The organism is Thermodesulfatator indicus DSM 15286 (genome assembly GCF_000217795.1).
Lineage (GTDB): Bacteria > Desulfobacterota > Thermodesulfobacteria > Thermodesulfobacteriales > Thermodesulfatatoraceae > Thermodesulfatator > Thermodesulfatator indicus.
This window is the reverse complement of sequence record NC_015681.1, coordinates 231,877-244,707: the sequence shown is the minus strand read 5'-3', so window position 1 is coordinate 244,707 and position 12,831 is coordinate 231,877. Positions and strand designations below refer to the sequence as shown.

Genomic DNA, 12,831 nt, shown 5'->3' with positions numbered 1-12,831 from the left:
CGACCCAGTGTCCACAAGGTTACGGAGTAGCTGTAGCTAATTGACTTGACTGGGGCATTACGAGGAGGCACGAAGTGCCGACGAGGTAATCTTTACCGAAGAGCATGGAGATTGCTTCTCCACTTTGGCTCGCAATAACAGCCCATTTGTCACTGCGAGGAGCGCACGAGCACGACGAAGCAGTCTCAGAAATAGAGATCGCCACAGCGAATAAGTCGCCTCGCGACAGGGATTGCTTCGCTCGCAAGATACTGTGTTTTTGTCACTATTTAAAGCCCCCATTTATAGGTTTTGAAAAGATAAATAGGCCCTGGGGAGGGACCCCCATGCCTCCTCCTGAGCTCTCTGACACGCCTCAACGAGGCGTGGAAGCACGGCCGGGGGATTTACCGCGTTGCCAGGGCCTAACTTGTTTCCATTTCTTTTAGTTAGGATGTGAACGTGCTCAAGGATGAACTTTAGGAAAGTAAGCGGGGAGTCCCCGGGCTCCCCTGGGGCCTATGCGGCGGACCCCCCTCGCCCCGCCGACGGAACTTTTTGCGTGCCGGGACACGCTCAGCATATCGCCGGGGGATTTTGCCATAGGCCCAAATTCAGGATAAGGGGTTTTACGATGGACATCAAGATGAAAGTGGATGACAAGGGTGTTAAGGAGGCGCTACGCGAAATTTCAGAACGCAGTTTCCATTCCTTTTATTAACCTCCATGCCCCAAAGGGGCACAACGAAGGCATGAAAACATTGAAAAGAGAGGAGCCATGGATATTTTGTTGCTTCAAAAAGTCTTTAAAAAGGAGGTATATACCCATGGCTCCTGAAAAAGAAAATAACCAGGTTTTAAGAATTATTCATCCCATTTGTTGTGGCCTTGACGTTCATAAGCGTTTCGTCTCAGCATGTATCCTAAAGACTCTTCCTGATGGTTCTATAGAAGTCGAAGTTCGAGAATTTGAAACTTTTACCGACGATCTTATAGCCCTGAGAGAATGGCTGATCGAAAAAGATTGTCCCATTGTAGCCATGGAAAGCACAGGTGTTTACTGGCAGCCTATACACAATATTTTAGAAGGCTATGTGGAAGTGATCTTAGTCAATGCCAGGCATATCAAAAATGTCCCTGGACGAAAGACGGATGTCTCAGACAGCCGCTGGTTAGCAGAATTACTTCGTGTAGGTCTGCTACGGGCAAGTTATATTCCCCCAAAACAAGTTCGTTTCTGGAGAGAGCTAGTACGACTTAGACAGAAACATGTCAAAACGCTTGCTGATTATAAGAAAAGAGTTCAAAAGCTTTTTGAATCAGCAAATATTAAGCTAGACAATGTAGTTTCAGATTTGTTTGGGGAAACAGGTCGTCAAATCATGAGATTACTTTTAGAGACCCCCAAGCCTAGCCTTGAAGAAGTTAGGGCTTGTGCTAAAGGGAAACTTAAGAAGAAAGTAGAAGAGCTCTATCGCTCTATTTGTGGCTTTTTCGAAGAGCATCATCGTTTTCTTTTGCATTCGCTCTTAAGCATAATAGAGACTCTGGAAAAAGAGATAGGGATTATGGATATAAGGATCAAGGAAGTAATGAGACACCATGAAGATTTAATAGAGAGATTAAAAGGGATACCAGGAGTAAGTGAAGTTTCAGCGCGAGCTATTTTGGCAGAAGTAGGGCCGGATCTGAGAAGTTTTCCAAATGAGAGGGCGCTAGCCAGTTGGGCAGGAGTTTGTCCAGGGAATAACGAAAGTGGAGGAAAGAGGATTAGCGGCAAGAGCCCGGTAAAGAAACATCCTTTAAGAAGCGTTTTGATAGAGGTGTCTTGGGCGGCCACGAGGAAGAAAGGGACATATTATGCGGCAAAATATAGGCAACTTCGTGCTCGTCGAGGGCCTAAGAAAGCCATAGGGGCCATAGCGCATAAGATATTGAAAGCGGTGTATTTTATCATCAAAGAGGGTCAGGAATACAGGGAATTAGGGGCAAATCATCTGAAGCAGATAAATAGGGAGAGATTATTGACAAAAATAAAAGAAGAAGCAGAAAGACTTGGGTATAAAGTGGTAGCGGCATAAAACAGCGAGGTAAGGTCGTAGCCCCCACTGAAGCCAAAGAGCGCGATATTAACCTGACCGACCACCAGCAGGCACAACAAATTGTAGGCTTTGACCACGCACAGGAATCTCTCTTGAACTAGAGTTGGTGGTTATTGGTCGATGTTTTCACAGGATGGGGTCATCAAATATATGACATTTTCAGCTTCTAAAAGCTTGTAATCATGAGGCCTGAGTGTCACCTAAAAAGTGCTCCCAGTAATATTAATCCGAGTGTGTTTTACACGACAAAGTATCGCCGCTTACATAATCGCTAAAGCAAAGTAACCTTCGCTGTCACTGCGAGGCCTCGTTAGAGGTCGAAGCAGTCTCAGGGATTGCTTCGCTTCGCTCGCAAAATGACTCAATTGTCGCCTATTTAGTGCTCCCCTTAGTAGTTAGGCTGTGAACCCTCTCTCAGAGCCGCCTTCCGTTATCGTAAGGCCAGTTTCCATTCCTTTTAGTTAGGCTGTGAACTCCTTCCCTTTGAACCTCCGCATGAGCTCGTTCAAAGTTTCCATTCCTTTTAGTTAGGCTGTGAACTCCTTCCCTTTGAACCTCCGCATGAGCTCGTTCAAAGTTTCCATTCCTTTTAGTTAGGCTGTGAACCTCGAAGCGTTTCGGTCGTGCCAGCCCTCATGGACGAGTTTCCATTCCTTTTAGTTAGGCTGTGAACACTAAGGCACCAAAAATTACATCGATAGGCCGATCCAGGTTTCCATTCCTTTTAGTTAGGCTGTGAACGAGGATTGTGAATATGCGTAACAAAGAAATTTTACCGTTTCCATTCCTTTTAGTTAGGCTGTGAACGGTAAAAGTGCCATTGCTAAGGCTCTCGGAAATGAGGTGTTTCCATTCCTTTTAGTTAGGCTGTGAACGGTAAAAGTGCCATTGCTAAGGCTCTCGGAAATGAGGTGTTTCCATTCCTTTTAGTTAGGCTGTGAACTATTAGTTAAGTATTAAGAAAGTAGTTAGTTAGTACTGTTTCCATTCCTTTTAGTTAGGCTGTGAACCTGAGGGAAGACTTCTTCCAGTTTTACCTCAAGCTTTTGTTTCCATTCCTTTTAGTTAGGCTGTGAACACTCCCATATAACGCTCAAATTCCTCACCAAAATGCTGTTTCCATTCCTTTTAGTTAGGCTGTGAACCCGACTCTTCGCCAGATTCCTGCCTCGTGGGTGCCGAGTTTCCATTCCTTTTAGTTAGGCTGTGAACCGAATCAGGTTGTCCCCTCTTGAAGCCAGACGTTTCGCGTTTCCATTCCTTTTAGTTAGGCTGTGAACTATGCATTGCTGAACCGGAACCACTCCGGTGGGATTAGTTTCCATTCCTTTTAGTTAGGCTGTGAACAAGAATACATAGAAAAAGGGGGAAATGAATAATAAAAGTTTCCATTCCTTTTAGTTAGGCTGTGAACAAGAATACATAGAAAAAGGGGGAAATGAATAATAAAAGTTTCCATTCCTTTTAGTTAGGCTGTGAACACTCCCATATAACGCTCAAATTCCTCACCAAAATGCTGTTTCCATTCCTTTTAGTTAGGCTGTGAACAAATACGCTGTTGTTTTCATTTCTCCATTACCATATCGTTTCCATTCCTTTTAGTTAGGCTGTGAACCCAGTGGCTTTAATTCAAAGAAGTGCAGAAGGTTTAGGTTTCCATTCCTTTTAGTTAGGCTGTGAACCTTGGTTTCTCGGTTAGTATTATTTGCATTGTCCTTCGTTTCCATTCCTTTTAGTTAGGCTGTGAACTCAATTCCTCTACAATTGATAATTTTACCAATAAAGGTTTCCATTCCTTTTAGTTAGGCTGTGAACACAACATTATTATTAACGCTGTTGATGCTCAATCTTTGTTTCCATTCCTTTTAGTTAGGCTGTGAACAGAACGAGCTTAATAATATTAACCAAAAGTCTGGTAAGTTTCCATTCCTTTTAGTTAGGCTGTGAACGTAAAGGCGGGCCTAGGGTTAACCAAAGCAGAGTTTAGTTTCCATTCCTTTTAGTTAGGCTGTGAACTACCTGGACGGCCACCGGCACCTGACCGATGGCAAAAGTTTCCATTCCTTTTAGTTAGGCTGTGAACGCTAGAAGAATGCCCGTATTATCCGGGCTGGTGGCGAGTTTCCATTCCTTTTAGTTAGGCTGTGAACGCTAGAAGAATGCCCGTATTATCCGGGCTGGTGGCGAGTTTCCATTCCTTTTAGTTAGGCTGTGAACTTTATTGGAGGATAAATAATGCGGAGCATAGAAGAAAGTTTCCATTCCTTTTAGTTAGGCTGTGAACTCGATATGACTATTTCACAAGTCCCGAAGTTTAGCTTGTTTCCATTCCTTTTAGTTAGGCTGTGAACTCAAGGGAACTATTAGGCAGGGGATAAAACATTTTAGTTTCCATTCCTTTTAGTTAGGCTGTGAACAAAGTGAAAATAGTCGGAGGGTATGACGGCCACCAAAGTTTCCATTCCTTTTAGTTAGGCTGTGAACTAGTTCCTTTGTTAGAGGCCTTATCTGAATATGATTAGTTTCCATTCCTTTTAGTTAGGCTGTGAACTGTGGTGTGTTTTCTTGCTAACCAAATTAGTTTAATGTTTCCATTCCTTTTAGTTAGGCTGTGAACTACTTCGTTCAAGCTAAAATTTATAGAGGTTAGGTAAGTTTCCATTCCTTTTAGTTAGGCTGTGAACACTCTGGCTGCAGAAAGGGCGGCCCGTTATTTTGCCATGTTTCCATTCCTTTTAGTTAGGCTGTGAACGTGAGATGAAGTCATAGGAATAATAACTATTGGATATGTTTCCATTCCTTTTAGTTAGGCTGTGAACGAGTCAATGAGTAAGGATTTTCACTAATAATATCAAGTTTCCATTCCTTTTAGTTAGGCTGTGAACTGTGCAGATGCCAGGGTAAATGTTCAGGCGTTACGCACGTTTCCATTCCTTTTAGTTAGGCTGTGAACGAGCAAGGCTTTGACGCAACAGCCCTTGAACGCTACCGTTTCCATTCCTTTTAGTTAGGCTGTGAACATGCTCCGCCATGGAGTATTAGAGCCGCGGAAATCGGTTTCCATTCCTTTTAGTTAGGCTGTGAACGGTAACCAAAAATATCCAAAAACCAAAAAGCAGGAAGAGTTTCCATTCCTTTTAGTTAGGCTGTGAACGGGCTTTCGCATCGTGCTGTGTCAGCCTCAATAATGAGTTTCCATTCCTTTTAGTTAGGCTGTGAACTGCTAAGAAACATTTTCCTAAAAAGTATAAGTTCTTGGTTTCCATTCCTTTTAGTTAGGCTGTGAACCAGTACTCTTTTTTCTATTTTCCTCACCCACACCCCCGTTTCCATTCCTTTTAGTTAGGCTGTGAACGGGAGAGCTTGAATGGAGGCCGTATGTTCCATCAGTCGTTTCCATTCCTTTTAGTTAGGCTGTGAACACGCAAATGGGTATGTCCCCCACGCACTTATGTCTATGTTTCCATTCCTTTTAGTTAGGCTGTGAACGGAGGTTTTTATGAGAAAGTGGAGAGATTTTGTTAGGTTTCCATTCCTTTTAGTTAGGCTGTGAACAGGATTTTATTACCACATAACCTGTCCCTCTAAGGGAAGTTTCCATTCCTTTTAGTTAGGCTGTGAACCAAATACTGTGCTAACTGCATTAAATATTTGAGACTTGTTTCCATTCCTTTTAGTTAGGCTGTGAACCTCCAACCACTTTTCCAAAGTCTTCTCTTAAAGCCCGTTTCCATTCCTTTTAGTTAGGCTGTGAACAAATTCCTGCTGCTATTCTTCTTAGCTGTATTCTATGTTTCCATTCCTTTTAGTTAGGCTGTGAACAATGTGGGGCGTGATTTTATAAATATTTGTTGCCCAGTTTCCATTCCTTTTAGTTAGGCTGTGAACTCCTTCTTTAACTGCTACCTTAATTTTTAAATCTAAGTTTCCATTCCTTTTAGTTAGGCTGTGAACCCTGTTTAACTAAAGAAATCAAAGCTCTATAACCTTCGTTTCCATTCCTTTTAGTTAGGCTGTGAACGCTGGAGGGGAAAGAGCAGGAGAATTTTTTAATTGTTGTTTCCATTCCTTTTAGTTAGGCTGTGAACCTAAGAAGAATAGCAGCAGGAATTTATCAAGGATTTTGTTTCCATTCCTTTTAGTTAGGCTGTGAACTGGTTGGGATGAGATACAAGAAAAGTTACAAAATAAGTTTCCATTCCTTTTAGTTAGGCTGTGAACCTACAAAACAGCAGGGGAAAAAGAAAGTAGAGTTAGGTTTCCATTCCTTTTAGTTAGGCTGTGAACCCAATCAGTTCAAAGAGCATTTTAGACTTAAATACCAAGGGTTTCAGGAAAAGTCAATTCTTCCGAAAGTTGCGTTTTAGCCGCTTAACCCCTAGTAGTGCAAAAATACTCGGCCGTCCGGCGGCTGGAGAGGCTAAACGAAAATGCTGTCAGGGTCTCCTTTCTTTTTACCCATTACCTCTCGCGAAAAGTAGTGCCGGGTGCGGAAAGTATAAATAATCACCGAGTCTTCTTCAGGTTTCATGAGGGCTTTTAGCTCAAATTTTAGCTGTTCAAGCTGGGCCTTGCTTAATTCTCCCTCAAATACGGAAAGCTGCACCCAGTGGAGAAATTTTTTACAGGCCTTATGAAACTTCTGCACTCTCTTTTCGCCGGCATCGTAAACCAAAATTACGAACATCAGCGCGTCCTCACATAGGGCTTATAAAGTTCATCTCCCAGAAAATGGCGATAAAGTTTGTAACATTCAAGCCTGATGAGCCGCCGATAAGAAACTTTGCGCCCAAGGCCCTTGTGCATAATAGTTTCTGAAAGACGCTTCTCATAAGCTTCAAGGAATTTCTTAGTTCCTTTATCTTTGAGATAAATACCGTCCATTTCCTCGGTAAAATCTTCGGGCTTAATTTCACTGCGGTTGATTAGGCTAAAGATTACGCGGTCAACAATTAAAGGTTTAAAAATTTCGGCTAGATCCAGGTTCAAGGTAAAAGAACGCTGGTTAGTTTCGTGGAGATAGCCAATCCGGGGGTCAAGATGGGTGCGGTAGATCTCCGAAAGAGCCGTTACATAAATAAGCGAGTTGCCAAAGGAAATCAAAGCATTCAGGCGATTGGCAGGTGGCCTGCGCGTCCTTACCTCAAAAGAAAAATCCGGGTTAGCTAAAATTACATCAAAAGCCTGATAATAACTCTGGCGGGCCTGGCCCTCCAAAGCCATAAGTTCCGCTGAATTTTGTGCTTCGTTTAATCTCGCTATAATTTTTTCAAGATCGGCAATGCGGCTGGCAAGCTCTTTTCCTCTTGAAGAATAAGTGCGTAAGTTGAAGAGCATATTGGCCAGAGCACCATAAACAAAGGCCCGGGCCAGACCAAGGCGCCACTCTCGGTTAAGGTAATACTCCGCCTGACGTAAGGTAATCAGGCCGGAATTCATGTATTCCCTCGGGTAATACGAGCCCACGTAATACTCAAAGTAGTTGAAGAAATGGACCGGAATTTTTTTCTGACTCAGAAATTCTAAAAGTTTTTTATTGAAAGTTACCTCGGCAAAGACGTATAGGCTATCTATGGTTTCAATCGGCAGAGCCTTTTTTCCGTCCCGGCTTATGAAAACCAAGGTATTCCCTTCTCGTTTAATATGGCCAGGGTTGAAAATATAAAGAGAACGCTTCATAACTTATTTTTTTAACCCAAGTTAACCAAAGTTACCACAAAAGTGGCAGGCATATTTGCCTGTCCCCAATTTAAGTTCAAAATATATGCTCTAAATTTGACCTAAAGTCCAAAATAGATATTTTTTGACCTAAGGTTTTTAACTATTCATTTATCAGCTAGCACTTGAGGTCAAGTTTAAAACCCAAATAAAACTTGCTGATACGCGCGGGCTTAAGGCCTTCAAAAAATCTTATTCTGACAGCCGGCTTTTTTGATAAATTTAAGCGAGCAACAAAAAAGGAGGAAATAAACCTCCTTTTGCCTTTTCGCTTATCGCAAACCTTGTCTAGGGAGGCAACCTTTGACGCGATAAGAACTTTAAGAAGATAGAGATTGATACTGCCTCTTCGCTTTTGGCCGTAGTTATAGATGAATTACCCCCAGCACATTTCCTGAAAAGAACAAGTCCGGCAGAATTTTGACTTTACCGGTGGGGGTGGTTTTTCGGCTGTAAGGACTGGGAGCATTTCTTGGAGGAGCTTTTCAATCTCAGCCTCAAGCTCTGGCTTAAGCTCAACCTTTTCTGTTTTTCGTTCTTTTGGGAAGAGCAATAAGCCTGAAAGTATAAGCCCCTTTTCGTGTTTCAGGTAGTAGAGGTAGAAAGCGAGCTGAAGTTTTGCGGCCTCTTTGTGGCGGGAAGATTTCTTGACCTCGGCGATCATTTCATCGCGAAAGAGGTCGATCTTGAGCAGCCGGTCTACGAAAATTTCCTTCCGCGCCCGCTGGTACGAACCCTCGTGTACAAGCCGGCCAAGCAAAAGGAGGTCGTGTTCCTGGGAGGGATTTAGACGATGGTAGTAAAACCACGCCTCCCGCGGGCATACCTGATAGGCATAGAAAATGGTACCGTTGAGATGCGCCAGGTTGGGCATTATGTAAAACGTTCAGCCTCTCTTTTTCTTTCCTCTAAGAGATATTTTAGAATTTCTCCGCCGCCGTCTTTTAACAGCCCCTTTCCTTTTCGGATAACATTCTCCACCGGTTCTAGTATTATTTTGTCTTCTTCCACGGAAACGACAAATTTAGCCCCTTTCTGGATGTTCAATTTTTTCCGCACCGGGGCAGGAATGACTATCTGCCCCTTGGAAGTAACGGTAACGAGCATTTTAGAGCCTCCATATTAAATTCGATTTACCTTCTGACTCATGTCTTACCTTTAAATTTGAGTAAGAAAAACTCGAAAGACAACCACTTTTAAGAATCACCAGAATTCATACTCTTCAGGCGTCTCGTCCTTTTTCGGTGGTAGAAGGCCCTCTTCGATGCTGTAGGGAAGGCGGGTTACAAAACATCCGAGATCTTCTGAAGGATAGAACCAACCTTTGAAGGCATGAAGCCACCAGATGGGAACCGGGACCAGCAGTTCTACCAGGCGCCAGGCTTCCCCTTGAGCTTTGAAGGCTTGAGCCTCCTCAAGCAAGGTTTCCGGCAATACTTCCACCGAGGGAGTACCCTTCCGGGTAGCAAAGCGCGCCCGTAGCTCCTCGTCAGCAAGATCAATAGTATAGCAACCGAGTATTTCTCGAACCTCTTGCAAAGTCCTGCGCCCGAGATCAAAATCCCTCTGAAACGAATCTTCCCGAACAATCTCTTCGTATAGCAGGCTTACGGCCTCTACCCATTCCCTCTCCGCAGGATTTTTGGGGAGATCTTTCAAAAGGGAAAGACTATTTTTGAGGACACCTTCTGGATAAACACGCTGGCTGCCTTCTCCCACTTGGGTAAAGATCTTCACTTCTGCAAGAGGTCTTTCTCCCCGGCGGTTTACCCGCCCCAGACGCTGGACAAGGGCATCAAGCGGGGCAAGTTCCGTAAAGAGCACATCGTACGAAATATCAAGGCTTACCTCTACCACCTGTGTGGCCACAAGGATGGTGCCCGGCCTTTGCTCCTGCACCAGTCTTTCTTTTTCCAGGCGGTCCCTGAACACAAAACGAGAATGAAAGAGGTAGACCTGGTCGGAGTAGTTTTGACGCAATTCCCGATAGATTTCTTGGGCTTCTCGAACAGTATTCAAAATTACCAAAATTCGGTGATCATCTTGAGCAAGAGCAATGATTTCAGGAAGGGCCTCTTTGAGGGGAAAAGGCCTAAGGGACAGACGATGTCGTTTTCGAGAAAAGAATTCCTCTTCCGCCTCAAGAAGGTTTTCTGGTGAAAAGATTTCAAGTAGCGCCTTTGGCAAAGTGGCACTAGCAAAGGCGAGAGATTGGGCCGGGAAATCGGAAAGTGCCTCCGCAAGGAGCCCCAAGGTATAGGGTTCGTAAGAATGAATTTCGTCAAATATGATATTCGCCGAAGCTGCTAGTGTAAGCCTTTCCTCCCAGTGCCTTCCCTGAAGGCCGGCCAGGAGGAATTGATCCAGCGTGGCTACGGTAACCGGTTTGGCAAAGACTGAGGAGGAAAGCCTCTCCCAGAGAAAGTCTTCTTCATTTTCCTGATGCAATATGTAAGAGGCGTGGCCGTGAGCAATCCCCACTTTCTTGGCCCCGTAAATATCCTTCAGCCTCTGAAACATGGCGTTTACCGTGGCCTGGGTGGGGAGAAGATAAAGAATGCGCTCGGCACCTCCGGCCCAAAGCAGAAGGGCCTCTGTTTTTCCAGAACCTGTAGGTGCCCTGAGAGCCAGGCCATTTTGAGAAGACTCTTCGGCTCTTCGCTGAAATTCGTAAGGTGTAAGTTTACGCCGAGAAAAATGATCTTTTACTGCCTTTCTGGCGTCTTTGAGGAAAATCTCGTCAACACTCTGTTTTCCTGAAGATTCCAGCCAATCGGCAAGATGGAGCACGGCTTTTACCCGGGCGAAATCCCACCGCGGGGCCTCTTTGATAAGCCCCCGAAGACTCACCTTACGGCCATCTCTTTCGTGAGCTCTTTCAAGAAGGACAAGAGGCGGAATCTTACGTATAGTGTCAAAGTTATTTGGCCCCGGGATATCACCCAAAACCGTCTTCCATGCCTCCAACAGGTGGGTGATGAGCTCCTCTAAGCCTTTCTCGAAGACCGGCTTCCCTTCCCAGGTATGGTAAAGATCTCCTGAAAGAGGAGAGTGGTGACTCAGCACCGCCCCGGTGGCCAGGAAAGGCTCTCCAAAAATTTCGGCCTCAACAAGGAAGACAAAATTTAGAGAGGCTAGAGCGTGAGGAAATACTTTAGGCTTTAGATGCCGGGCCTCTTTTTCGCATCCCTCTTTCAAGAGCTGCATGTAGCGCTGAAAATCTCTTGTAGCCTTGCCGAGATCATGAAATAGAGCCGCAAGAATGCTCCTCTTGAGCAAGTCTTCTCTTAAACCCAGCCGGAGAGCCAATTCCCGGGCAAGTTCTGCTACTTTTTCAAGGTGTTCCCGGAGGGTTTTATCCGGTTTGGCTAAGAGTTCAGCCATACAAAGTTGCGCCCACGGAAGGATAAAGTCTCCAGTTTCGGAAACTCCAGCCGGCACTTCAAAGGGATGATGGTGAAGGGTTTACGCCCTACAGGGTGTCTTACTCCCTTGACCACCTCAAAGCCCGCGGGAAGGACCTCGACACTCGGTGGTTCTACACGCAGACCTGGGGCGAGCTTTACTTTTACCTCCAGCTCGCGAAGATCTCCTGGCACCATGGTCCCGAAAAGAAGAGGTTCTCCGGGAGAAAATACGGCCTCCTCTATGGCTTCAATCCTGGCGAGTTCGTCCTCCCGTCCGAGGGAAAGGGGATAAGCCGGATCAGCAAAGGCCTTGCGGAGACGGTCAAGAAGCTCATCCTTTCCGGCAAATAGCAAGGTATAACGCGAGAAGAAGAGAAGCTCTCGAAAATAGGGGGAACGTTCGGCGGAAATCTTTTTATTTTTGATTTTTAATACTTTCAAAAGATCGCGGGTCACCGCCGGGTCTCCACCAGTCACCGGAGAGGGTTCAAGAAGTACAGAGACCTTTAGATCGGAAAGAGGGCTCCCTCGCCGCCATAATTCGCCTTCAGAAAGCCCCAGGGCTGCCCCGGCGATTCCCAGGCAGGTCGTCGGCGGGGGCAGAAGCAGGGTGCGCTGAAAATTTATATCAAGTGGCCTCCGAAAAGAGGCCACCGGAGCGCTTACGGTAACAGCTAATCCTTCCATAGCTCCTCTACGTCTTTTTTAGCTTTACCAATAGCTTCAGAGAGACTTACCACGTCACCATAGGCTGAAAGGTTGTCGCGTATTTCCTCTTCATTGACAAAGAAGCCAGGTTCAAGACCGAAGATGGCTTTTTCCATCCGATCCTGAAATTTTTCCATGGCATTTTTTAGCGGGGCTAGCATAAGACGGTATTTTCCATTTTGAAATTCAACCTCTATGTTTTCGAGAAAAACCGGGTGTTTTACTGAAAGACGCGCGTATGCCAGGAAGCGTGGCGAAAGATCAGCCAGCATTCTGGCTGTACGGCCACCGCCCCAAAGTAAGCTCAGAGCTTCGAGTAGGGTTTGGAGCCTATTTCTTTTTTCCGTTGGATGAAGTGAGAATAGATTTTCTTCTTTGATTAAATTTTCGGGAATCCTCTCAGTATTTATTTCGAGAGTGGTAAAGCTTCCCACTCGGTCGAGTTCTATCAATATCGCTCCCCGAAAGAGATTGGCGTAGAGCTCGGTTTCAAACATATTGCCGCCTTCGCTCATGGCCTGGCCGAATTTTTCGAACGAGCGAGTTCCTAAGTCGCGGTCTCCCTGGAAAGGAAAAAGTCCTATCGCCGCTGAGACCCGCACCGGAGAGGTACGCCGCTTCCCTCCAGAAGGGTCAAGATAACCGAAGAGGTCTTCGTCAATGAAGTCCCAGGGCCTTACCGGCGGGGTTACTTCCTGGCCGGAGACCTTACAGAAGGGTTCGGAAAGGGCCCAGCCCAGGTCTTCAAGGCGATCCCTCAACATGCGCCTTATGGCCTGGCCAGAGATATAAGGGAGGGTGCTTCCATCGGGAAGAGTTACCTTTTTGGTGACCATAACGTTTCCTTCGGTGTGAGATGCGTTTACATTGCCTGCCGAGACTTTGAAGAGATATCCCAGGCTTATAGCCTTGCTCAT

8 protein-coding genes and 1 CRISPR repeat array are annotated in these 12,831 nt (G+C 45.2%); of the genes, 1 reads left to right on the top strand and 7 read right to left on the bottom strand.

Annotation, left to right across the window (positions count from 1 at the left end):
* Positions 1-806: 806 nt before the first annotated feature.
* A complete protein-coding gene (locus THEIN_RS01180; protein WP_013906731.1) occupies positions 807-2,060 on the top strand; it encodes an IS110 family RNA-guided transposase in 1,254 nt (417 codons plus the stop codon).
* A gap of 465 nt (positions 2,061-2,525) precedes the next feature.
* A CRISPR array of direct repeats spans positions 2,526-6,368; the repeat unit is 30 nt; unit sequence GTTTCCATTCCTTTTAGTTAGGCTGTGAAC.
* A 133-nt stretch (positions 6,369-6,501) separates the two neighbouring features.
* Here THEIN_RS01180 and cas2 read toward each other — a convergent pair.
* From cas2 to cas7i, 7 genes are all read right to left on the bottom strand, one after another.
* On the bottom strand, positions 6,502-6,768 hold the full coding sequence (gene cas2, locus THEIN_RS01175; RefSeq protein ID WP_013906865.1) for a CRISPR-associated endonuclease Cas2: 267 nt from the start codon (positions 6,766-6,768) through the stop codon (positions 6,502-6,504).
* Positions 6,768-7,760, bottom strand: coding sequence for a type I-B CRISPR-associated endonuclease Cas1b (gene cas1b / locus THEIN_RS01170; RefSeq protein WP_013906864.1), 993 nt, complete (start codon positions 7,758-7,760; stop codon positions 6,768-6,770). Before cas1b ends, cas2 begins: the two co-directional genes overlap by 1 nt.
* A gap of 415 nt (positions 7,761-8,175) precedes the next feature.
* The gene (cas4, locus tag THEIN_RS01165; RefSeq protein WP_013906863.1) at positions 8,176-8,673 is read right to left on the bottom strand and encodes a CRISPR-associated protein Cas4; all 498 of its coding nucleotides are present in this window, start codon (positions 8,671-8,673) and stop codon (positions 8,176-8,178) included.
* Positions 8,673-8,906, bottom strand: a complete 234-nt coding sequence (locus THEIN_RS01160) for an AbrB/MazE/SpoVT family DNA-binding domain-containing protein (RefSeq protein WP_013906862.1) — start codon at positions 8,904-8,906, stop codon at positions 8,673-8,675. Before THEIN_RS01160 ends, cas4 begins: the two co-directional genes overlap by 1 nt.
* A gap of 96 nt (positions 8,907-9,002) precedes the next feature.
* Positions 9,003-11,183: a CRISPR-associated helicase/endonuclease Cas3 gene (locus THEIN_RS01155; RefSeq protein ID WP_013906861.1), complete on the bottom strand. Its 2,181-nt coding sequence runs from the start codon at positions 11,181-11,183 to the stop codon at positions 9,003-9,005.
* Positions 11,168-11,893 (bottom strand): CRISPR-associated protein Cas5, encoded by a 726-nt coding sequence (gene cas5, locus THEIN_RS01150; protein WP_013906860.1) that lies wholly within the window; start codon positions 11,891-11,893, stop codon positions 11,168-11,170. Before cas5 ends, THEIN_RS01155 begins: the two co-directional genes overlap by 16 nt.
* Positions 11,881-12,831: a type I-B CRISPR-associated protein Cas7/Cst2/DevR gene (gene cas7i / locus THEIN_RS01145; protein ID WP_013906859.1), complete on the bottom strand. Its 951-nt coding sequence runs from the start codon at positions 12,829-12,831 to the stop codon at positions 11,881-11,883. Before cas7i ends, cas5 begins: the two co-directional genes overlap by 13 nt.

Excerpts from the sequence above, each read along its gene's own strand:
- THEIN_RS01180 (WP_013906731.1), top strand. The coding sequence starts at position 807 with ATGGCTCCTGAAAAAGAAAATAACCAGGTTTTAAGAATTATTCATCCC.
- THEIN_RS01160 (WP_013906862.1), bottom strand. The coding sequence starts at position 8,906 with ATGCTCGTTACCGTTACTTCCAAGGGGCAGATAGTCATTCCTGCCCCG.
- cas1b (WP_013906864.1), bottom strand. The coding sequence starts at position 7,760 with ATGAAGCGTTCTCTTTATATTTTCAACCCTGGCCATATTAAACGAGAA.
- cas4 (WP_013906863.1), bottom strand. The coding sequence starts at position 8,673 with ATGCCCAACCTGGCGCATCTCAACGGTACCATTTTCTATGCCTATCAG.
- cas2 (WP_013906865.1), bottom strand. The coding sequence starts at position 6,768 with ATGTTCGTAATTTTGGTTTACGATGCCGGCGAAAAGAGAGTGCAGAAG.
- cas5 (WP_013906860.1), bottom strand. The coding sequence starts at position 11,893 with ATGGAAGGATTAGCTGTTACCGTAAGCGCTCCGGTGGCCTCTTTTCGG.
- THEIN_RS01155 (WP_013906861.1), bottom strand. The coding sequence starts at position 11,183 with ATGGCTGAACTCTTAGCCAAACCGGATAAAACCCTCCGGGAACACCTT.
- cas7i (WP_013906859.1), bottom strand. The coding sequence starts at position 12,831 with ATGAGCAAGGCTATAAGCCTGGGATATCTCTTCAAAGTCTCGGCAGGC.